The following is a 20,706-nucleotide window of genomic DNA, read 5'->3' on the forward strand; positions in this document are numbered from 1 at the left end:
CTTTGTCAGAGGTCGGATTCGGGGCGGTCCGGGTCGGTGTCTCGGATTGACGCGGGGGTATCGTGTGCTTTGGCGAAGGTCCAGCCAATCTGGCACGCATAGTCAAGAACACGGGCAGAAAGCACGATTTGCTGGCTTGGGCGCGGGCGCAAACGGCCCGATTCCAGATAGACCGAGGGTTCCAGCGTCATTTCCGCGACCCCGTCATGGCGGAAGATCCATATCTCGCCCGATTTCAGCGCGACCGACACGGCGGTGCCGCCCAGATCGAGCGTGGCATCGGCCTCGGGGTGCAGGTGGAAGCGGATCTGGAACGGGATTCCGCGCAGGCCGACGCGGGCGAAGATCGTCTCGAAGCGGCGGCGGTCTTCCGGGGTCATCGCGCCAAGCGTGTCCTGCCCCGTCAGCACCGCACCATCGGGCGAGAGGGTCAGCTCGCGCACATGGGTCATGCCATGGGTCGGCGCATAGCCATTGTGCCCGGCCATGACCTGATCGCCCTCGTCGCCGTCGCGGCGCGCCCAGACCTCGGCCGGGGTTTCGTCAAGCCAGAGCGAGGGCGCGCGGCCCAGAACCGGCGCGGGTGCAAGGCGCGAGGAGGAGAACCCCTCGATCGCGAGGGTCGAGTGGCTGGCGGTGGCGCGCCCGGCGCGGTGCCATTCGCGCCCGAAGATCGCGCCCGAGCCGCAGCTGACCACCAGGGGGCGGCGGCCCGAGGTCAGCTCGAACGCCAGCGTCGCGGCATGGCCATTGGCCGAGGCCGGGCCAAGCGGCGGGCGCGCGGCGTCAAGGATCAGGCTGGTGCGGCCGCCATGCATCCGTGCAAAGCCCATCGCCAGCCCCGCGGGCATCGGGCCGCGCACCGCCGAGGCCGCCAGCGCCTGATCGAGCCGCCCCTCAAGCCCGCGCCCGCCGCCGTGAAAGCGCGCCAGGCCGCCGTCGGAATGGCGCAGCGCGCGCAGGGTGGGCACGATACGCTCGATCGCGGCGATATGTTCGGGGGCGGCCTTGCGCCCGGCGGCCTCCAGCGCGGCCTTGGCCCAGGTCAGCAGGGTCAGAACGTCCAGCAGCTCTTCGGGGTTGCGGGTGGGAATGCCGCCCTCGGCGTCGATCTGCTCGGCGCATTCGCGCGCCAGGGCCTCGGTCGCGCCGCTGGCCAGCCGCTCCATCCCGGTCAGCGAGAGGCCCGCGTAGATCAGCCCGGTAAGTGCCTCGAAGCGGGGCAACCCCGGCGAGGCCGAGCGCCAGCGTTTCGACAGGAACAGCGTCTGCTGCCCGAGCGAGCGGAAGAACCCGTCGGCTGCGGCGCGCTCCTGCCCGTTGAGCAGCAAGATCGCGTGGTTGATCCAGCGGATCAGGCGGCGTCCGGTCAGATCGGGCGTCCAGCCCGGCCCCGAGCCCGCGCCGTAACGCGCGATCCAGCCAAAGACCCAGTCTTGCGCCCGCTCGCGCGCGGCGCGGTCGCCTACGGCGGCAAGATCATCAAGCCAGATGCAGCCGTGCAGCGCCTCTTCGAAGGCCGGGTCGGGCATCGGCAGATCCCAGATCGCGACGCCGGGGCCCTCGATCAGGAAGCCCGCGAACAGGAAGTTCCCGGCGATCAACTGACGGCCGCGAGCGAAGGATCCGATGGTGCGCGGCTCGGGCTGGCTGACGAATCCGGTGGCGGGGCGGGCGCGGGCGGCGCGCAGGGCCGCGAGACGATTGAGCGCAACGCCCAACCGAGCCCGTTTCTGGCCTTTTGCCGCTCGTCCTGTCATCTGCCTGCCCGATTTTCGGGTCACCGACCCGCCCGCCCGGTTTTGCGGGCAACATAGTGAAGGGGGGCGTCTCTGTCACCGCCCGATTTCGGCTCAGGCGGTCAGGGTGGCCATGTAGAACCCGTCCATTCCGCCGCGCTCAGGCCAGTAATCGGGGCGCAGGCGCAGCCCGCCCTCGGGGGTAATCCAGGCCGAATCGATGCCGCTCAATTCCGGTGGGATAGTGCGGAGGCCGGGGTGGCGTTCGAGGGCGGCGCGGATCTGCGCCTCGCCTTCGTCAGGCAGCAGCGAGCAGGTGCAGAACACCAGCCGCCCGCCGGGTTTGAGCCAGCCAAGCGCGCGGTCGAGCAGCGCGGCTTGCAGGCCGAACAGCTCCTTGATGCTTTGGGCATCCTTGATTAGCGGAAGGTCGGGGTGACGCCGGATCGTGCCAGTGGCCGAGCAGGGCGCATCAAGCAGGATCGCGTCGAAGGGTGCCTCGGGTTGCCATTCGAGCGTATCGGCCACAACGATTCGCGCCTTCAGCCCGGTGCGAGCGAGGTTTTCCTCGATCCGTGCCGCGCGGCTTTCCGAGATGTCGAGCGCGGTCACATCAGCGCCCGCAGCCGCGAGTTGCAGCGTCTTGCCGCCGGGTGCGGCGCAGAGGTCGAGAATGTGTTCACCCGGCGTCGGGGCCAGCAGGCGGGCCGCCAGTGCGGCGGCGGCATCCTGCACCCACCATGCGCCGTCAGTGAAACCTGCCAGTTCCGAGACATGGGCGCCGGTGGGCAGGCGTAAAGAGCCGGTGGGGAGCAATTCCGCGCCAAGCGGTGCGGCCCAGTCCGTGGCATCGCCCTTGATCGAGAGGTCGATGGGGGCGCCTGCGAGATGCGCGGCCTCCATTTTCTGCACCGCGGCCTTGCCCCAGGCCGACATCAGCCTCCCGCGCAGCCAGCCCGGCAGTTCGGGCGCGGGGAGGGTGGGCCAGCGTTCGGTTTCGGCCGCGACCTTGCGCAGCACGGCATTGACGAGTCCGGCGAAGGTCTCGGTCTTGCGACCGCCCGAGCGGATCAGGGTGACGGCGGCATTGACCACGCCATGCGCGGCGCCGTGATCTTCGCAAAGCTCGACCGAGGCAAGGCGCAGGAGTGCCAGCACATCCCCCGGCGGGCGCTTGCGCAGGTGGGGTTTGAGCATCGCATCGGCGCGGGCAAGGTGGCGCAGAGTTTGCGTGGCCAGACGTTGCGCGCGGGCGCGGTCTGACGGGGGCAGTTCGGCCAGTGCCCCGGCGTTGATCTGGTCGGCGAGCGACTCGCGCGCCTCGGTAACGCCGGTGATCAGCCCGAGGGCTGCTCGCCGTGCCGGATCGGGGTTGCTCATGCCTGCGGCCCTTCGTCTTGTTCCGAATTCTCTTGCGGCCTATATCATGCCCTGACCCGAGACAAGGAAAGCGCCATGTCCGAAGAGATCCGCAAAGACCTGCCCCCCGCCGCGCAACGTGCGCTGGCCGAGGCCGAGGAGCGCCGCCGCGCCGCTAAAGCGGAAGAACTGCCGGTAGAACTGGGTGGTCGCGATGGCCCCGAGCCCGTGCGTTTCGGCGATTGGGAGAAAAAGGGCATCGCCATCGACTTCTGAGCGAAGCCGGGGGCGCTGCCCCCGGGCCCCCGAGGTATTTTCGCCAAGAAGAAAAGGCGGGTTCAGAGCCCGAGCACGTCCATCATGTCATATTGGCCGGGCTTCTTGTCCTGACCCCAGAGCGCGGCCTTGAGTGCGCCGCGGGCGAAGATAGCGCGGTCGGTGGCGATGTGGCGCAGCACGATCCGCTCGCCCGCCGTGGCGAAGAGCACGTCATGTTCGCCCACGATGTCGCCACCGCGAATGGCCGAGAAACCGATGGCGCCGTGCTTGCGCGCGCCGGTGATGCCGTCGCGGCCCGATTCGGTGTTTTCCTCAAGATCAATCCCGCGGCCCTCGGCGGCGGCGCGGCCAAGCATGAGCGCAGTGCCAGAGGGGGCATCGACTTTCTTGTTGTGATGGGCCTCGATCACCTCGATGTCCCAGTCGGCATCGAGTGCCTGGGCGACCTTGCGGGTGAGTTGGGTGAGCAGGTTGACGCCGAGGCTCATGTTGCCGGCGCGCACGATCACCGCATGGCGGGCGCAGGGTTCGAGCGCGTCGAGATGCGCCTTCTCGAAGCCGGTCGTGCCGATCACATGCACGCAGCGGGCCTGCGCGGCGATGCGGGCGAATTCAACGGTGGCCGAGGGCGCGGTGAAGTCGATCACTGCCTGGGCCTTGGAAAACGCCTCAAGCGGGTCGTCGGTGACGATGACGCCGTTGGGTTGGCCGCCCGAGACCTCGCCCAGATCGCGGCCGATCCAGGGGTGGCCCGAGCGCTCGACCGCGCCGACCAGACGTGCCTTCTCGGAGGCCGCCACGGTTGCGCACAGCATCTGGCCCATGCGGCCCGAGGCCCCGGTAATCACGATCCCCGGCAGGTCGGTCATGTCATCGCTCCCAATCTTTAGTTGCGGTTTCTTACAGCGGGACGGGCGGCTTGGCAAAGCCTCGGTTGCGCGGCGCGCGGCAAAGCACTATGTGCGGGCCATGGCAAAGAACCGCTTTCATTCGGGCGATGGCCCTTCGCAACGTCAGCTGCGCGTCGGCGAGCTGATCCGGCGCACCCTTTCGGATGTGCTGATCCGGGGAGATGTGCATGATCCGGACCTGGGCCGGATGTATATCACCGTGGGCGAAGTGCGCACCTCGCCCGACCTGAAGGTCGCTACCGTCTATGTCGCGCCCCTCGGCGGGACGCTGGGTGGCGAGGATGCCGAAGTCATGCTGAAGGCGCTGCGCCGCAATACGGCCGAGCTGCGCCATCTGGTCTCGCGTGAGCTGACGCTGAAATTCGCGCCCGAGCTGCGCTTCCGCATCGACGAGACCTTCGACCGTCTCGACGAGACGCGGCGGATGTTCTCGGACGAAACCGTCCAGCGCGACATCGCGCATCGCGACGACGGCGAAGACGACGAAGCGTAAGCGCGCGTTGACCTGTCCGCGCGGCTTTGCTAGCAGGCGCGCTCTCGCACGAAGGAGGCAGGCATGGCCCGCAAGAAGGGACGCGACATTTCCGGCTGGATCATCGTGGACAAGCCCGCGGGCGTGACCTCGACCGCCGTGGTGGGCAAGGTCCGTTGGGCGCTGGATGCGAAGAAGGCGGGCCACGCGGGTACGCTTGATCCGGCGGCGACGGGGGTGCTGGCGATTGCGCTAGGCGAGGCCACGAAAACCGTGCCCTACATCACCGATGCGATGAAGTGCTATCGCTTCCAGGTGCGTCTGGGGGCGGCGACCAATACTGATGATGCCGAGGGCGAGGTGATCGCCACCCGCGATACACGCCCGGCCGACGCCGAGATCGCCGCCGCGCTGACCGCCTTTGAGGGTGACATCATGCAGGTGCCGCCGCAGTTTTCCGCCGTGAAGGTCGAGGGTGAGCGCGCCTATGATCTGGCGCGCGAGGGCGAGGTGATGGATCTGGCCGCGCGCCCGCTGTTTGTCGAAAGCCTGACGCTGATCGCGCGCCCTGATGCTGATACGGTCGAGCTGGAGATGGTCTGCGGCAAGGGCGGCTATGTGCGCTCGATCGCGCGGGATCTGGGCGAGAAGCTGGGTTGCCTTGGGCATGTGCTCTGGCTGCGGCGGGAATGGTCGGGTCCGTTCGAGGCGGGCGAGGGGCTTAGCCTTGAGGATATCGACCGCATGGCCCGCACGCCCGAGCTTGAGGTCTGCATCAAGCCGCTCGAGATGGGGCTGGCCGATCTGCCCGAGGTGCGCGCGACGGCTGAGGGCGCGGTGCGTCTGCGCCATGGCAACCCCGGCATGGTTATCGGCAGCGCCGAGTATGGCAGCGAGGTCTGGGCGAGTTTTGACGGCCAGCCCGTCGCCGTTGGCCGCCTGATGGGCAGCGAGTTGCACCCGAGTCGGGTGTTCAATCTGTAGGCCTGCCGCTACTCTGCGCCTGTCGGGGGGAGGGGTCATGATCAGTCGTTCGCATCTCAAGGGCGATGCCCAATCCGTCGCGGTCTATTCCGATTGCGAGAGATACCGCTACCAGCTGACCCGCATCTGGCAGGAGGGCGCGCCGAAGGCGCTGTTCATCATGCTCAACCCCTCGACCGCGACCGAGGTGCAGAACGACCCCACCGTCGAGCGATGCGAGCGCCGCGCGCGGGCGCTTGGCTTTGGCGGCTTCCGGGTGACCAATATCTTTGCCTATCGCGCGACCGACCCGAAGGTGATGCGCGCGCAACCCGATCCGGTGGGGCCGGGCAATGACGCTGCCATCCGCGAGAGCCTCGATTGGGCCTCGGGGGCGGGAGATCGGGTGATCTGTGCCTGGGGCAGCCATGGCGCGCATCTGGAACGCGGCGCGGCGGTTGAGCGCCTGCTGCGCGCCACGGGGCGCGATTTGCACCACCTTGGGCTGACCAAATCTGGCGCGCCCAAGCACCCGCTTTACATCGGGTACGACCGCCAGCCCGAGCCCTGGGCGCTGTAACCGCCGCGTTAACCAATTGATAAAAAAGCCGCGCGCGTTCGGTCTTTTGCAGGGAATTCTGCGCTAAGCAATCCCCGTGGAAGAAGGGGGTGCGGTATGTTGTTTCTGACCGGAATCATGGGGCTTTTGATGGCGGGCGCGTCCCTTGCGCTGCTGCCCGACGACGTGAGCTCGGATGAGGACGAGACGCCCGAAGGGGCCGAGGACGAGGCCGGGGCCGATCTGCTGGAGGGTGGCGACACCGTCACCACGATGCCCGGTGTCGAGACGCCCGAGCGCGCGGCCTCGCCCGAGGCCACGGAGGGCAACGATATCCTGTGGGGCGATGCCGGGGATGATGTCATCGACGGGCAGAGCGGCAACGATCAGATCAACGGCTATGAGGGCGACGACCTGATCATTGGCGGTGAAGGCGACGACCGCCTGACCGGCGGCATGGGCGCCGACCAGCTGGAGGGCGGTGCGGGGAAAGACGTGCTGGCGGGCGAGGATGGCGATGACCGGCTTGACGGTGGCGCGGGGGACGATGTGCTGATGGGCGGTTTCGGGGACGACAGGCTTGCGGGCGCAGAGGGCGCCGACCGGCTGATCGGTGGCCCCGGGCAGGACCTGCTGCTTGGCGGTGCAGGGGATGATGCGCTTGAGGGCTGCGATGGCGACGATGTGTTGATCGGCGGCGCGGGTCTGGACGAGATGTTTGGCGGGGCGGGCAACGACCTGCTCGACGGGCGCGACGCGGAGACCGACTATCTGAATGGCGGCACCGGGCAGGACCGGCTGCTGGCGGGCTCGGGCGATTGGGTGTCGGGCAATGAGGAGGGCGATCTCTTCGCGCTTGGCGACTGGATCGACCCGGAGAACCCCGCCGTGCTGGCGGATTTCGAACCCGGCCTCGACCGGATCGCCCTGTTGCGCGACCCCGAAGACGACGAGGCCGCGCTGCGCATCGAACCCTCGCAAGACACGCCCGGCGCGGTTGCGATCTATCTGGGCGCGCGGCGACTGGCCGAGGTGCTGAATGCCGAAGGCCTCTCGCCCGAGGATATCTTGCTGCTCAGCCCCGAGGAATTCGCCAATCTTTAAAGGGCCTCGCGCGGCTTGCGCGGCCAGTTTTGGCTTTCCTTCAGGGCCGATTTTCCGTATATGCGCGCATCCGCCGAATCTGGCGGAGACCTATGGACCTTGCTGGACGACATCCCGGCTACGGCCCCAACCCTTTGACCGAAGGAGATCCCGATGTCGATCACCGTTGAAGACAAGAACGCCCTGATCAAGGAATACGCGACCAAGGAAGGCGACACCGGTTCGCCGGAAGTCCAGGTTGCGATCCTGACCAAGCGTATCTCGAACCTCACCGAGCACTTCAAAGAGCACAAGAAGGACAACCACTCGCGTCGTGGCCTTCTGATGCTGGTCGCTCAGCGCCGCAAGCTGCTGGACTACCTGAAGAAGAAAGAAGAAGCGCGTTACCAGTCGCTGATCCAGCGCCTCGGCATCCGCCGCTAAGAATTCCCGAAAGGGATGAAGACGCCCGTCTCGCAAGAGGCGGGCGTTTTGTTTTGGCTGCCCTCGTGTCACGATTGACAGATGGATGCCGCTAGGTAGCGTGGCTGGATATCATCCATTCAGGTATTCAAATGACACCCACACGTATTGTTGTCTCGGCGGCGGCGGTTCTCGGCTCGGCCTTCACCTTGGCTGGTCCCGTCCTTGCGGATGAGGCGCCGCTTCCCAAGCTTGGCCCTAACGCAGTCTCGGTGACCGAGGATTACGCCTTTCTGCGCACCGCCCCTGCGCCCGACTACTGGGCCTTTGCGCCCTTCGTGAAGCCGCAGTTTACCACCTCGGCCTGTTCGATCGCAGCGGTGACAGCCGCGGCGAACGGGCTGCGCGGGCTTCCGGCGAATTCGGAAGATACCGTGACCACGCAGCCCGAGATGCTCGAACTTGTCGCGCGCGCGGACTGGTCGGCGCTTTCGGCCGAGGGCGGGGACGGGGTCAAGTTCGATCAACTGACCGAGTTCACGCAGGCCGCCGTTACCGCGGCGGGGCTTGAGGGCGCGACGGTCGAGACGTTCAAGCCCGCCGACAACTCCGCCGCATCGCTTGATGCGGTGCGCCAGATGCTTGCGGCAAATGAGGAAAGCGCCTCGGACGCGCTTTTGCTCTACTTCAATCAGGGTGTGGTCACCGGCGATTGGGACGGCCCGCATGTCTCGCTGATCGGGGCCTATGACGCGGCGCAGGATCGCGTTCTGATCCTTGAGGTCGATCAGGAATGGTATGTGCCCTACTGGACGCCGACGCCTGTCCTGCTTGAGGCGATGCTCAAGCCCACCTCCGCCGAACATGGCCCGCTTGAGGGCGAAACCGGCGGATTTGTGCATATCGCGCGCTGATCCGCGTCACGAGGCAGTGAAACCCCGCCCGAAACGCTTTCGGGCGGGGTTTGGCCTTGCACAGAACGCTTTCCAAATGGGCGCGTTTCCTGTATGGCCCGCCAATCTGCGACGTGAGGCCGTGCCCCGGGCCACATGCAAAGGATAGGGGCGGCGGCAATGGGGCCGCCACGCAAACGGGAGACACGGGAAGGGCCCGTGGGTGCTCCCAGATAGGATACGCTGATGTTCAACGTTACGAAAAAATCGATCCAGTGGGGCGAAGAGACGCTGACCCTGGAAACGGGCAAGGTTGCCCGCCAGGCTGACGGCTCGGTCATCGCCACTCTGGGCGAGACCTCGGTCATGGCCAACGTGACCTTCGCCAAGGAAGCGAAGCCGGGGCAGGACTTCTTCCCGCTGACCGTGCACTACCAGGAAAAATACTACGCCGCCGGCAAGATCCCGGGCGGCTTCTTCAAGCGCGAGGCGCGCCCGTCGGAAAAAGAGACGCTGACCTCGCGTCTGATCGACCGCCCGTGCCGTCCGCTCTTCGTTCCGGGCTTCAAGCATGAAGTTCTGGTCATGGCGACCGTGCTGTCGTGCGACCTGGTCAATGACCCCGATGTCGTCGCGATGATCGCGGCCTCGGCGGCGCTGACCATCTCGGGCGTTCCGTTCATGGGTCCGATCGGTGCGGCGCGCGTCGGCTTCGTCGATGGCGAATATGTGCTGAACCCGGCCATGGATGACATGACCAAGCTGCGCGACAACCCCGAGCAGCGCCTCGATCTGGTCATCGCCGGCACCAAGGACGCCGTGATGATGGTGGAATCGGAAGCCTACGAGCTGACCGAGGCCGAGATGCTGGGCGCCGTGAAATTCGGTCACGAGCAGATGCAGCCGGTCATCGACCTGATCATCGCGCTGGCCGAAGACGCCGCCAAAGAGCCCTTCGACTTCTCGGCCCCCGATTACTCGGAGTTGTATGGCAAGGTCAAAGCCGCGGGCGAGACCGAAATGCGCGCCGCCTTCGCGATCAAGGACAAGCAAGAGCGCACCAACGCGATCTCGGCTGCCCGTGACCTGATCAAGTCGAAGCTGACCGAAGAAGATCTGGCCGATGCCAACCTCGGTTCGGCGTTCAAGAAGCTTGAATCGAGCATCCTGCGCGGCGACATCATCAACGGTGGCGCCCGGATCGACGGCCGCGACACCAAGACCGTGCGTCCGATCATCTCGGAAGTGGGTCTGCTGCCGCGCACCCACGGCTCGGCGCTGTTCACTCGTGGCGAGACCCAGGGCCTTGTGGTCACCACGCTCGGCACCGGCGATGACGAACAGATCATCGACGCGCTGAACGGCAACTACCGCTCGAACTTCCTGCTGCACTACAACTTCCCGCCCTACTCGGTCGGCGAAGTGGGCCGCGTGGGTTCGCCCGGCCGTCGCGAGATCGGCCACGGCAAGCTGGCATGGCGCGCGCTGCAGGCGGTGCTGCCGGCGGCGACCGACTTCCCCTACACGATCCGTGTCGTGTCGGAGATCACCGAGTCGAACGGCTCGTCCTCGATGGCCTCGGTCTGCGGCGGTTCGCTGTCGATGATGGATGCGGGCGTTCCGCTGAAGGCTCCGGTGGCGGGTGTTGCCATGGGTCTGATCCTGGAAGACGACGGCAAATACGCCGTTCTGACCGACATCCTGGGCGACGAGGATCACCTCGGCGACATGGACTTCAAGGTTGCGGGCACCGAAGCGGGCATCACCTCGCTGCAGATGGACATCAAGGTTGCCGGCATCACGCCCGCGATCATGGAGCAGGCCCTGGCGCAAGCCAAGGACGGCCGGATGCACATCCTGGGCGAAATGGCCAAGGCCCTCTCGGCCGGCCGTCAGGAGTTCTCGGCCCATGCCCCGCGCATCGAGACCATGCAGATTCCGACCGACAAGATCCGTGAAGTGATCGGTTCGGGCGGCAAGGTCATCCGCGAGATCGTCGAGGTCTCGGGTGCCAAGGTCGATATCAATGACGACGGCATCATCAAGATCGCGTCGGCCAATGGCGACTCGATCAAGAAGGCCTATGACATGATCTACTCGATCGTGGCCGAACCGGAAGAAGGCAAGATCTACACCGGCAAGGTCGTGAAGCTGGTCGACTTTGGCGCCTTCGTGAACTTCTTCGGCAAGCGTGACGGTCTGGTCCACGTGTCCCAGATCGCCAACAAGCGCCTGAACCACCCCAACGAGGTGCTCAAGGAAGGCCAGGAAGTGAAGGTCAAGCTGCTCGGCTTCGACGACCGCGGCAAGGTGCGCCTCGGCATGAAGATGGTCGATCAGGAAACGGGCGAAGAAATCGCGCCCGAGAAGAAAGACGAGAAGGCAGAGTAACCTTCGGCTAAAGTTTGAACGAACTGAAAGTCCCGGGCAATCGCCCCGGGACTTTCTTATTGTCGGCCTCGCCAAATGATTTGGGAAGCAAGCAATGGTGTCACCTGTGGCGGTGATCCAGGAAGGCCACTACGGTTTCCTCCAGCGCCCCGGCTAGGAAGATTCCACGACGTGATCCATTCCTTCGTCAGAAAGCCAGCCTGCCAGTTATCCTGAGATGTACCACCGTCATTATTGCTGAGCAGTCGAAGCCTGATTGCAGCGCGAAGTGGCCAGAGCATTTACCGGCCTCGCGGTTGTATCTCACGCCGTCGTCGTGGTGTTGATCCGCTAGGAGATGACGTGGCGGCTCTAGTTGTCGAGGATGGTCTAGAGATAGAATCAACCACTGCCGATAACCTTCAGGTGGGTAACGTCGGTCTAAAAGAGTTGGCGCGGTCTCCCGGTCTACTGGCGGAACTCTGCGCCGCCTCGATGGCCACGAAGGCCGGGATGGCAACCAGATCATGCGCCTTCAGTGCCTTGAAGTTGCTGCCTTTGGGAACGAGGGGGCGTTTTGCATTGGTGAACGGGACCGCCTGCCGAAGCGAATTCAGCGCAAAACCGTTAGAGACCTTCGCAAGCGCGGGCTAAATTGCGAGGGCAAGGCCATGCGATTAGCCGTGCTCAGGCTAATGACATTTCAAGGCCCCGGCGTATGACTGCGGGGCCTTGCCTGGCTGACAGCCCTTGCGATCAGGCGGGCTTTTTCACAAAGCGCAGGTAGGGCAGCTTGACGTCCACCTCACCGAATTTCGCCTTGGCATCGTCGGTCGAGACCGAGAGCGCGACGATGACGTCCTGACCAGGCTTCCAGTTGGCCGGGGTGGCGAAGGGCACGCCGTCGGTCGCCTGAACGGCGTCGAGCGCGCGCAGGATCTCGGCGAAGTTGCGGCCCACCGACATCGGGTAGATCATCATCAGGCGGACCTTCTTGTCGGGGCCGACGATGAACACGGTGCGCACGGTGGCCGAGTGCGCCGGCGTGCGGCCATCGGGCAGATAGGCGTCTGCGGGCAGCATGTCATAGGCTTTCGACACGGCAAGCGAGGTGTCGTCGATGATCGGGAAGTTGGCCGGTGCGCCCGCGAAGGCCTCGATATCGGCCTTCCATTTCACATGCTCTTCGACCGAGTCCACCGACACGCCGATGACCTTGGTGTTGCGCTTCTCGAACTCGGAGGCAAGCTGCGCGACGGCGCCGAATTCGGTAGTGCAGACCGGCGTGAAATCTTTCGGGTGCGAGAACAGGATGGCGTAGCTGTCCCCGATCCAGTCGTGGAAATTGATCTCGCCGGCGGTGGAGTCAGCGGTAAAGTTTGGGGCAACATCGTTGATACGCAGGGCCATTTCATTCTCCGGTCGGTAAGTATGTCGAGCAGCCATATAGGCGCTTTGGGCAAGGCCTGCCAGACGGGTGCGCCATTTTGCGCAGGGCTTTTCCAATGCGTCACCTTGCCCTTACCGCGACACGATGCCACGCTGCGCGCCAACAGGAGGTTTCCATGATCGAAAAGCGCGATTTCTACATCAACGGCGCATGGGTCGCCCCGGCTGAGGCACGTGACTATCACGTCATCGACCCGGCTACCGAGGATCCCTGCGCGGTGATCTCGCTTGGTGCGCGCGCCGACACCGAGGCGGCGGTTGCCGCGGCCAAGGCCGCCCTTCCCGCATGGCGCGCCACCGCGCCCGAGACTCGTCTGGCCTATGTCGAGAAGATCCTGGCGATCTACGAGGAGCGGTTCGAGGAAATGGCGCAGGCCATCAGCCTCGAGATGGGCGCCCCCATTGATCTGGCCCGCAAGGAGCAGGCCTCGTCCGGCACCTGGCATATTTCGAACTTCATCAAGGCGGCGAAGGGTTTCGAATGGGTCCACCCGCTTGGCGATGGCACCCCCGGCGCGATGATCGCCTATGAGCCGATCGGTGTTGTCGGACTGATCACGCCGTGGAACTGGCCGATGAACCAGGTCACGCTCAAGGTCATTCCGGCGTTGATCGCGGGCTGCACGATGGTGCTCAAACCCTCGGAAGAGGCGCCGCTGTCCTCGATGCTCTTTGCCGAGTTCATTGATCAGGCGGGTGTGCCTGCGGGCGTGTTTAACCTGGTGAACGGCGATGGCGTTGGCGTGGGCTCGCAGCTTTCGTCGCACCCGGATATCGCGATGATCTCCTTCACCGGCTCGACCCGCGCGGGCAAGGCGATCTCGATCGCCGCCGCCGAGACGCTCAAGCGCGTCTGCCTTGAGCTGGGGGGCAAGGGCGCGAACCTGATTTTCGCCGATTGCGATGAGAAGGCCGTCAAGCGCGGGGTGCGCCACATGTTCGAGAACACCGGGCAGTCGTGCAACGCCCCAAGCCGGATGCTGGTCGAGCGCAGCTATTACGAGAAGGCGCTGGAAATTGCCGCGCAGACCGCCGCCGAAACCCGCGTGGCCAACCCGCGCGAGGAAGGCCGCCACATCGGCCCGGTCATCAACAAGGCGCAGTTCGAGAAGATCCAGGGCCTGATCGAGTCCGGTATCAAGGAAGGCGCGCGGCTGATCGCGGGTGGTCTTGGCCGCCCCGAGGGGCTGAACAAGGGCTACTATGTCCGCCCGACGATGTTCGCCGATTGCACCCCCGAGATGACCATCGTGCGCGAGGAAATCTTCGGCCCGGTGCTGTCGATCATGCCCTTCGACACCGAGGAAGAGGCCGTCGCGCTGGCCAATGACACGCCCTACGGCCTGACGAACTATGTCCAGAGCATGGACGGTGCGCGCCGCAACCGACTGGCGCGGGCGCTCAATGCCGGGATGGTGCAGATGAACGGGCAAAGCCGTGGCGCGGGCGCGCCCTTCGGCGGCATCGGCGCCTCGGGCCTTGCGCGCGAGGGTGGCCGCTGGGGCATCGAAGAGTTCTGCTGCGTCAAGTCGATCGGCGGTTGGGCCGAGTAAGCAGGCCCGAGCACTTGAAACGGCGGTGGCAGGCTCCGCCGCCGTTTTCGTTTCGGGCAGGCTTCGGGTTGCCCTTTGGCCGGGGCCGGGCCAGTATCGCGCCGATCAAAGGAGACGCCCATGACCTTCACCCTCGCCACCTGGAACATCAACTCGGTCCGCCTGCGCGAGTCGCTGGTGTGCAAGCTGATGGAAGAGGAGGCGCCCGACGTCCTTTGCCTTCAGGAATGCAAGAGCCCGGTCGAGAAGATCCCGCTCGAGCGGTTCCGTGCGCTTGGCTACAACTGGATCGTGGCGCGCGGGCAAAAGGGCTACAACGGTGTGGCGATCCTGTCGAAGCTGCCCCTGACCGAGGCGGGCGGCGAGGATTACGCCAATCTGGGTCATGCCCGCCATGTCGCAGGTCGGCTTGAGAATGGCGTGACGATCCACAACTTCTACGTTCCGGCGGGTGGTGACATTCCCGATCGCGCGCAGAACGAGAAATTCGGCCAGAAGCTCGATTTTCTGACCCACATGCGTGACGATTTTCATGCCGCCAGGCCGCAGAAGTCGATCCTTGTGGGCGATCTGAACATCGCCCCGCGCGAGGATGACGTCTGGAACCACAAGCAACTGCTCAAGATCGTCTCGCACACGCCGATCGAGATCGAACACTTGGCGCAAACGCAGGATGCGGGCGCGTGGGTCGATGTGACCCGCAAGGACATCCCCGAGGGGCTTTTGTATTCCTGGTGGTCCTATCGCGCGGCCGATTGGGACGCGGCGGACAAGGGCCGCAGGCTCGATCACGTCTGGGCCACGCCCGATGTCGCCAATGCTTCGCATGGCAGCCGCGTGCTGCGCGCCGCCCGCGGGTGGGAGCAGCCCTCGGACCACGCGCCGGTCTTCGCGACCTTCGATCTGTGAGACATTTCCGCCCGGCCCCTTGGCGCGGCGCCCTTGCGCGCGCATATAGGGGACAACCGAATCCGAGAGGATAAGCACATGTTTGGTACCGACGCGAAACCCGCCCATTCCGAGTTCGTCAAGGACGTGACCGAAGCCAACTTCATGGCCGAGGTCGTCGACAAGTCGATGGCCGTCCCGGTGATCGTCGATTTCTGGGCGCCTTGGTGCGGCCCCTGCCGCCAGCTTGGCCCGGCGCTTGAGGCGGCGGTGAACGACGCCAAGGGCAAGGTCGTCATGGTCAAGGTCAATGTCGACGAAAACCAGATGATTGCAGGCCAGATGCGGGTCCAATCGATCCCGACGGTTTATGCCTTCTGGCAGGGCCAGCCGGTCGATGGTTTCCAGGGCGCGCTGCCTGCCTCGGAATTGAAGAAGTTTGTCGAGAAGCTGTCGGCCATGGCCGGGGATGGCGGTCTGGCCGATGCCGTTGCCGCCGCCGAGGAGATGCTGGCCGAGGGTGCTGCCGTCGATGCCGCCGAGACCTTCGCCGCAATCCTTGAGGAAGACCCCGAGAATGCCGAGGCCTATGGCGGACTGATGCGCGCGCATCTGGCGCTTGGCAATCTTGAGCAGGCCGAACAACTGCTGGCCGCCGTGCCCGCAAAGATCGCCACCGCCGCCCCGGTCGAAGCCGTGCGCGCGCAAATCGCGCTGACGCGTCAGGCGGAGAAAGCCGGGCCGCTCGATATCCTCAAGGCGGCGGTTGAGGCCGATCCCAACGATCATCAGGCGCGTTTCGACTATGCGCAGGCGCTCCATGCGGCAGGGCAGGTCGAAGAGGCCGTCGATCAGCTGCTTGATCTGTTCCGTCGCGACCGCGAATGGAACGAGGGCGCTGCAAAGACGCAGCTTTTCACCATTTTCGACGCGCTCAAGGCCAACGATCCGATCGCGGTCAAGGGTCGTCGTCGGCTCTCGTCGATGATATTTGCCTGAACGGAACGGCGGGCTATGTGATGCGCATGATCAAGCCCGGCGACCTGCCCGAAACCATTCCCCTTTTCCCGCTGACCGGGGCGCTTTTGCTGCCCCGGGGCCGCCTGCCGCTGCATATCTTCGAGCCGCGCTACCTGCAAATGCTCGAAGATTGCATGAAAACGCGCGAGCGGCTGATCGGCATGATCCAGCCTTGCCGTTGCCCCGGCGGGGCCAAGCGGCTTAGCACCATTGGCTGTGCCGGGCGCCTGACGGGTTTTTCCGAGACCGAGGACGGGCGCTACATGATCACCCTGTCAGGGATCTCGCGCTTCAAGGTTTGCGAGGAACTGGAGGGATTTACCCCCTATATCCGCGCACGGGTGAACTGGGCGCCGTTTGCGCGCGACATCGGCCTGGCCGAACATGATCCGGGCTTCGACCGCCCGCCATTCATGGATCTGCTGTGCCGCTATTTCACCGCGCAGGGGCTGGATACCGACTGGGACACGCTGAAGGACGCCGAGGATGAGCTGTTGCTCAACACGCTCTCGATGCTGCTGCCGCTCGACCCCGAGGACAAGCAGGCGTTGCTTGAGGCGCCCGACCTGACCACACGGCGCGAAACCTTGGTGACCCTGATGGAATTTTCGCTGCGTGGTTGCGGCGAGGAGGGCCTGCAATGAGCGATGCAAAATCCCTGTTCGAACGCCGGATGCTTGAGGCGCTGGTCTGCCCCGTGACCCACACTACCCTGCATTACGATGCCGAGCGGCAGGAACTGGTCTCGAAATCCGCGCGGCTGGCCTTCCCGATCCGCGGCGGCATCCCGATCATGCTGGTGGATGAGGCGCGCGCGCTCGACTAAAGCGCGCGTCCCTGTAGCAGGCGTGGCAGCGGCCCCGATAGCCCGGCGGCCTGCCGCATGAAGCCCTGACGCAGGCCGGGAATGGCCTGAACGATCCCCATGCCAAGGTCACGCCCCGCGCGCAGGATCAGGTTATCGTTCGAGAAAAGCTTGTTCACCGCATCCATGCCAAGCGCGAGCGCAGTCGAGTCAAACCGCCGCCAGCCCTGGTAACGCTCAAGCACGTCGATGGCTCCGATATCCTCGCCGCGCCGCATCGCCTCGACCAGCACCTCGGCCAGGGCGCCCACATCGCGCAGCCCAAGGTTCAGGCCCTGCCCGGCGATCGGGTGCACCCCATGCGCCGCATCCCCGATCAGCGCCACGCGCGGCGCCACATAGGCGCGCGCCAGCGTCAGGTTCAGCGGATAGCTGAAGCGCGGCCCGGCCAGTTCGATCTTGCCCAGGAAATCGCCGAAACGCGGGCGCAGCACCGCGAGGAAATCCTCGTCCGAGAGCGCGGCGATGGTGCGCGCGTTCTCATCCGTTTCGCTCCAGACGATGGACGAGCGGTTGCCCGTCAGCGGCAGGATCGCGAGCGGTCCGGACGTCATGAAGAACTGATGGGCGATGCCATGATGCGGTTTTTCATGCGCGATGGCGGCAACCAGCGCGGTCTGCCCGTAACCCCAACCCTCGCGGGTGATGCCCGCGCGCTCGGCCACGCCCGAACGGCGCCCATCCGCGCCGACCAGCAGCCGTGCGGTCATGACGCGGCCGTCGGACAGCGTGACAGCGATGCCGCCGGGCTGCACCTCTTGCGCGGTGACAGAGGTGGCCGGGATCAGCGTGATTTGCGGCGCGGCCTCCATCGCATCCAAGAAGGCGCGGTAGAGAAAGCGATCCTCAAGCATGTAGCCCACGGGGGACTGATCAAGCTCACGCGCGTCGAAATGCAAGAAGAGCGGCGCGGCACCCTCGCCGGGGCGCCCGTCGGCGGCCTTGACCTCCATCATCGGCTGCGCTTGCGCCGCGACCGCAGGCCAGACGCCAATCGCGCGCAAAAGTCTCTGCGAGGCCAGCGCCAGCGCATAGGCGCGCCCGTCGAAGGCGTCCTCGGCGCGCTGGCGCGCGGGGGCGGCGTCAATCACGGTGACACGAAGGCCGGCCTGGGCCAGCGCAAGGGCAAGCGCGGGGCCGTTCAGCCCGCCGCCCGCGACGATGATATCTGAATCGTATTTCATGCCCGCTACTATGGCGTGACGCGCGGGATTGTCCATGCGCAGCCTTGTCGCTAGCCTCACCGAAAACGGAGGTCGGCATGGATCGGTTCGCAAGCGCAGTTGAGCAGGGGCAGGCCATCGGAGCGGGCAAGCTTTGCCCCGTCGATCTGGCCGAGGCCTATCTGGAGGCTGCTGCCGGCGCGCCCGATGTCTATGCGCGGCTCACCCCCAAGCGCGCCCGGGCTGAGGCGATGGCCGCGCGCTCGCGCGCCAAGAACGGCACACGGCGCGGGCCGCTCGATGGGGTCAGCCTGAGCTGGAAGGATCTTTTCGACAGTGCGGGCGTGGCGACCGAGGCGGGCTCGCGTCTGCTGGAAGGCCGCATCCCCGAGGAAGACGCCGAGGTGCTGGCCCGCGCGACGCTGGCGGGCTCGGTCTGTCTGGGCAAGACGCATATGACCGAATTGGCTTTTTCCGGCCTTGGCGTGAACCCGATGACGGCGACGCCGCCCAATGCGATCCGCCCCGAACTCGCGCCGGGGGGCTCAAGCTCGGGAGCGGCGGTGTCGGTGAAACTCGGGCTGGCGGCAGGGGCGATCGGCTCGGATACCGGGGGCTCAGTGCGTATTCCCTCCGCGTGGAACGATCTTGTTGGCCTCAAGACGACGCATGGCCGGGTTTCAGCCCGCGGGGTGGTGCCGCTCTGCCGCCGGTTCGATACCGTCGGGCCCTTGGCGCGCACGGTGGCCGATTGCGCGGCGCTGCTGGCGCTGATCGAGGGAGGCAAGGCCGCCGATTTGCGCGGCGCCGATCTGAAAGGTGCGCGGCTTCTGGTGCTGGAGGGGCTGCCTTTCGATGCCGCGCGCGAGGCGCCGGTGCGCGGATTTGAGGCGGCAGTGGATCGTCTGGCCCGCGCGGGCGCGCGGATCGAGCGGCGCGCGCTGCCGATGGTGAAGCCCGCCATGGACCTGTCGGGGATCCTTTTCGCGCCCGAGGCTTACGGCATCTGGAAGGACGTGATCGAGGCCGCCCCCGCAAAGATGTATCCGGTCATCCTTGAGCGTTTCCGCACCGGGGCTGCGGCTCTGGCGGCGGATTACATCGCTGCGTGGGAGGCGCTTGATGCCTATCGTGCCGCCTATCTGGCCGAGACCGCGGAATATGACGCGGTTCTGGTGCCGACCGCGCCGATCCTGCCGCCCGATGCGAAACGCTTGCTCACCGATCCCGCCTATTTCGCCGCCGAGAACCTTCTGGCGCTGCGCAACACGCGCATCGGCAATATCTTCGGCCTTTGTGCGCTGACCCTGCCCACGGGCGAGCCGATGTGCGGCCTCTCGCTGATGGCCGCGCCCATGGCCGAGGAGCGCCTGCTGCGGCTTGGCGCCGCTGCCGAAGCCGCGCTTGGCTGAAAAGACACAATTGCGAATCCCCGCCCGCGCGAACCCCGCGCTTTTTCTGGACGGATCGGGCGCGGTTTTGTAACCTGTTGATCAAACGGGGCGAAACGACCCCGATACATGAGGCAATTATGGCGTTTCCCGAGCGGTTCTCGAACCTGCCCGAATATGCGTTTCCGCGTTTGCGGACGCTTCTCGATTCGCACGCTCCGGGCGGCGAACCCATTGCCATGACCATTGGCGAGCCGCGCCACGCCATGCCCGATTTCGTCGGGCCGATCCTTGCGCAAAACCTTGCGGAATTTGGCAAATACCCCGCCAATGACGGCACGCCCGAGTTGCTTTCGACGATCTCGGCCTGGCTCAAGAACCGCTACCGCGCCGATGTCGCGCCCGAGCGGATCATGGCGCTGAACGGCACGCGCGAGGGGCTGTTCAACGCGGCCGTGGCGCTGTGCCCCGAAACCAAGAACGGCGCGAAACCCATCGTGCTGATCCCAAACCCGTTCTATCAGGTCTATGCCGTGGCCGCCGCCACTGTGGGCGCCGAGGCGGTGTTCGTGCCCGCGACCGAGGCCACGGGTTTCCTGCCCGATTACGCGGGCCTGCCCGCCGAGGTGCTGGACCGCACCGCCATCGCCTATCTGTGCTCGCCCGCCAATCCGCAGGGCGCGGTTGCATCGCGCGACTATCTCAAGACCCTGCTCGCGCTGGCCGAGAAGCACGATTTCCGCATCTTCGCCGACGAATGCTATTCGGAACTGTGGCGGACCGAGCCGCCGCCCGGCGCGCTCGAAGTGGCCAATGACGAGGGTTCCGACCCCGAGCGCGTGGTGGTCTTCCACTCGCTCTCGAAACGCTCGAATCTGCCCGGGCTGCGGTCTGGCTTTTGCGCGGGCGGGGTGGAGTGCATCCGCCGCATCCGCCAGTTGCGCGCCTATGCCGGTGCGCCGCTGCCGTTGCCGATCCAGCGCGTCTCCGAGGCCGCCTGGGCCGATGAGGCGCATGTGATCGAGAACCGCGCGCTTTACGCCGAGAAATACGCGCTTGCCGAAGAGATCTTTCAGGGAGTGAACAGCTTCCGCCTGCCCGATGGCGGGTTCTTCCTGTGGCTGCCCGTCGAGGATGGCGAGGAAGCGGCGCTGAAACTGTGGCGCGAGACGGGGGTGCGGGTGCTGCCCGGTGCATACCTCTCGCGCGAGGTCGAGGGGTTCAACCCCGGCAAGGGATATATCCGGGTGGCCTTGGTCGCCCCAAAAGAAGAAACGCGGCGCGGGCTGATCAAGCTGCGCGACTGCCTCTATGCGTGAGGACAGG

General features: G+C 65.7%; 20 protein-coding genes. 15 read left to right on the plus strand and 5 right to left on the minus strand.

The window, feature by feature from the left end:
• Window positions 1-5 precede the first annotated feature (5 nt).
• Complete coding sequence (locus tag LZA78_RS07385; protein WP_233676299.1) at window positions 6-1,760, minus strand: heparinase II/III family protein; 1,755 nt, start codon at window positions 1,758-1,760, stop codon at window positions 6-8.
• A gap of 93 nt (window positions 1,761-1,853) precedes the next feature.
• Window positions 1,854-3,119: an RsmB/NOP family class I SAM-dependent RNA methyltransferase gene (locus LZA78_RS07390; protein WP_233676300.1), complete on the minus strand. Its 1,266-nt coding sequence runs from the start codon at window positions 3,117-3,119 to the stop codon at window positions 1,854-1,856.
• A gap of 75 nt (window positions 3,120-3,194) precedes the next feature.
• Between LZA78_RS07390 and LZA78_RS07395 the strand changes: the two genes are divergently transcribed.
• Window positions 3,195-3,374 carry a DUF1674 domain-containing protein gene (locus tag LZA78_RS07395; RefSeq protein WP_218630429.1) on the plus strand — a complete coding sequence of 60 codons (180 nt, stop codon included), beginning with the start codon at window positions 3,195-3,197 and terminating at the stop codon, window positions 3,372-3,374.
• Between the two features lie 62 nt (window positions 3,375-3,436).
• Here the strand turns inward: LZA78_RS07395 and dapB are convergent, their stop codons facing one another.
• A complete protein-coding gene (dapB, locus tag LZA78_RS07400; RefSeq protein WP_233676301.1) occupies window positions 3,437-4,246 on the minus strand; it encodes a 4-hydroxy-tetrahydrodipicolinate reductase in 810 nt (269 codons plus the stop codon).
• 100 nt (window positions 4,247-4,346) lie between these two features.
• On the opposite strand from dapB, the gene rbfA reads away from it, so the two are divergent.
• The 7 genes from rbfA to pnp all read left to right on the plus strand — a co-directional run bounded on the left by rbfA (window position 4,347) and on the right by pnp (window position 11,072).
• Window positions 4,347-4,781, plus strand: a complete 435-nt coding sequence (gene rbfA, locus LZA78_RS07405) for a 30S ribosome-binding factor RbfA (RefSeq protein ID WP_218630431.1) — start codon at window positions 4,347-4,349, stop codon at window positions 4,779-4,781.
• A gap of 63 nt (window positions 4,782-4,844) precedes the next feature.
• Window positions 4,845-5,744, plus strand: a complete 900-nt coding sequence (truB, locus tag LZA78_RS07410; protein ID WP_233676302.1) for a tRNA pseudouridine(55) synthase TruB — start codon at window positions 4,845-4,847, stop codon at window positions 5,742-5,744.
• A gap of 37 nt (window positions 5,745-5,781) precedes the next feature.
• A complete protein-coding gene (locus LZA78_RS07415) occupies window positions 5,782-6,303 on the plus strand; it encodes a DUF1643 domain-containing protein (protein WP_233676303.1) in 522 nt (173 codons plus the stop codon).
• A 96-nt stretch (window positions 6,304-6,399) separates the two neighbouring features.
• On the plus strand, window positions 6,400-7,386 hold the full coding sequence (locus LZA78_RS07420; RefSeq protein WP_233676304.1) for a calcium-binding protein: 987 nt from the start codon (window positions 6,400-6,402) through the stop codon (window positions 7,384-7,386).
• 153 nt (window positions 7,387-7,539) lie between these two features.
• Complete coding sequence (gene rpsO / locus LZA78_RS07425; RefSeq protein WP_218630435.1) at window positions 7,540-7,809, plus strand: 30S ribosomal protein S15; 270 nt, start codon at window positions 7,540-7,542, stop codon at window positions 7,807-7,809.
• Between the two features lie 131 nt (window positions 7,810-7,940).
• Window positions 7,941-8,702, plus strand: a complete 762-nt coding sequence (locus LZA78_RS07430) for a phytochelatin synthase family protein (RefSeq protein ID WP_233676305.1) — start codon at window positions 7,941-7,943, stop codon at window positions 8,700-8,702.
• Window positions 8,703-8,927: 225 nt separating this feature from the next.
• A complete protein-coding gene (pnp, locus tag LZA78_RS07435; RefSeq protein ID WP_233676306.1) occupies window positions 8,928-11,072 on the plus strand; it encodes a polyribonucleotide nucleotidyltransferase in 2,145 nt (714 codons plus the stop codon).
• 735 nt (window positions 11,073-11,807) lie between these two features.
• Here pnp and LZA78_RS07440 read toward each other — a convergent pair.
• The gene (locus tag LZA78_RS07440) at window positions 11,808-12,461 is read right to left on the minus strand and encodes a peroxiredoxin (RefSeq protein WP_233676307.1); all 654 of its coding nucleotides are present in this window, start codon (window positions 12,459-12,461) and stop codon (window positions 11,808-11,810) included.
• A 155-nt stretch (window positions 12,462-12,616) separates the two neighbouring features.
• Between LZA78_RS07440 and LZA78_RS07445 the strand changes: the two genes are divergently transcribed.
• The 5 genes from LZA78_RS07445 (at window position 12,617) to LZA78_RS07465 (ending at window position 16,787) form a co-directional block, all read left to right on the plus strand.
• A complete protein-coding gene (locus tag LZA78_RS07445) occupies window positions 12,617-14,053 on the plus strand; it encodes an aldehyde dehydrogenase family protein (protein ID WP_233676308.1) in 1,437 nt (478 codons plus the stop codon).
• A 120-nt stretch (window positions 14,054-14,173) separates the two neighbouring features.
• Window positions 14,174-14,962 carry an exodeoxyribonuclease III gene (locus tag LZA78_RS07450; RefSeq protein ID WP_233676309.1) on the plus strand — a complete coding sequence of 263 codons (789 nt, stop codon included), beginning with the start codon at window positions 14,174-14,176 and terminating at the stop codon, window positions 14,960-14,962.
• 78 nt (window positions 14,963-15,040) lie between these two features.
• The gene (gene trxA, locus LZA78_RS07455; protein ID WP_233676310.1) at window positions 15,041-15,940 is read left to right on the plus strand and encodes a thioredoxin; all 900 of its coding nucleotides are present in this window, start codon (window positions 15,041-15,043) and stop codon (window positions 15,938-15,940) included.
• A 26-nt stretch (window positions 15,941-15,966) separates the two neighbouring features.
• The gene (locus LZA78_RS07460; protein WP_233676311.1) at window positions 15,967-16,605 is read left to right on the plus strand and encodes an LON peptidase substrate-binding domain-containing protein; all 639 of its coding nucleotides are present in this window, start codon (window positions 15,967-15,969) and stop codon (window positions 16,603-16,605) included.
• Window positions 16,602-16,787, plus strand: coding sequence for a Trm112 family protein (locus tag LZA78_RS07465; protein ID WP_233676312.1), 186 nt, complete (start codon window positions 16,602-16,604; stop codon window positions 16,785-16,787). The genes LZA78_RS07460 and LZA78_RS07465 overlap by 4 nt, the downstream gene beginning before the upstream one ends.
• Here the strand turns inward: LZA78_RS07465 and LZA78_RS07470 are convergent.
• The gene (locus tag LZA78_RS07470) at window positions 16,784-18,010 is read right to left on the minus strand and encodes an FAD-dependent monooxygenase (RefSeq protein WP_233676313.1); all 1,227 of its coding nucleotides are present in this window, start codon (window positions 18,008-18,010) and stop codon (window positions 16,784-16,786) included. The two genes, LZA78_RS07465 and LZA78_RS07470, sit on opposite strands and share 4 nt — an antisense overlap.
• Window positions 18,011-18,087: 77 nt before the next feature.
• Here LZA78_RS07470 and LZA78_RS07475 point away from each other — a divergent pair, with 77 nt between their 5' ends.
• Together LZA78_RS07475 and LZA78_RS07480 are read left to right on the plus strand one after the other, a co-directional pair.
• Entirely contained in the window at window positions 18,088-19,401 is a 1,314-nt protein-coding gene (locus tag LZA78_RS07475; protein WP_233676314.1) for an amidase, read from the plus strand.
• A 119-nt stretch (window positions 19,402-19,520) separates the two neighbouring features.
• Entirely contained in the window at window positions 19,521-20,699 is a 1,179-nt protein-coding gene (locus LZA78_RS07480; protein ID WP_233676315.1) for an aminotransferase class I/II-fold pyridoxal phosphate-dependent enzyme, read from the plus strand.
• The last annotated feature ends 7 nt before the right edge of the window (window positions 20,700-20,706 follow it).

Origin of the sequence: Rhodobacter flavimaris (genome assembly GCF_021378075.1) — a bacterium.
Taxonomy (GTDB): domain Bacteria; phylum Pseudomonadota; class Alphaproteobacteria; order Rhodobacterales; family Rhodobacteraceae; genus Rhodobacter; species Rhodobacter flavimaris.